The organism is Angustibacter peucedani (genome assembly GCF_054779595.1).
This window is the reverse complement of sequence record NZ_BAAGXY010000188.1, coordinates 1-609: the sequence shown is the minus strand read 5'-3', so window position 1 is coordinate 609 and position 609 is coordinate 1. Positions and strand designations below refer to the sequence as shown.

At 79.8% G+C, this 609-nt stretch carries 1 pseudogene; it reads left to right on the top strand.

Features of this window, described 5'->3' with window-relative positions:
• Window positions 1-609, top strand: a pseudogene (locus ACYVJ4_RS18770) (hypothetical protein); the annotation flags it as partial.

Here is a 609-nt window from a genome sequence, read left to right as displayed (position 1 = left end):
CGACGAGCCCCGGCGCCCGCAGGCGCCGCGCGAGCTGCACGCGGCCGGCCGGCCGGCCGAGCCGGAGGTCGCGGCCGTTCCGGCGGCTCCCGAGCCCGCACCGGCCCCTGCCCCCGAGCCCGAGGTGCCGACGGCGGTCGAGCCCGAGCCCGGCGTCGTCCCTGAGCCGGCGGCTGCGCCCGAGCCGGCTGCGCCGGCGGCCGAGGCCCCCTCCCTCCCCGATCCCACGGCCACGCCCGAGCCCCCGGTCGCCCGGCCGCAGGTCGCGTCCACGCCCGGAGCGCTGGACGTCGAGGCGATCCGGCACGCGTGGCCGGACGTCGCCACGCGCCTGTTCGGGATGAAGAAGGTCACCTTCATGCTCGTGAAGGACGCGACGGTGCTCGGCTTCGACGGCCGCAAGGTCACCCTGGGCATCGCATCAGAGGGCGCAGCCGCCAACTTCCGCGGCGGAGCGCACGGCGACTTCGTGCGGCAGGCGCTGATCGAGGTGCTGGCGCTCGACGCGCAGGTCGAGGCCGTCCACGGCGACGAGCTGCCCCCCGCCCCGGGTGGACGGGCGGCCGCCGCGCCGCCGCGACCGCCGGCCGCGCCGCCCTCGGCCCCGCC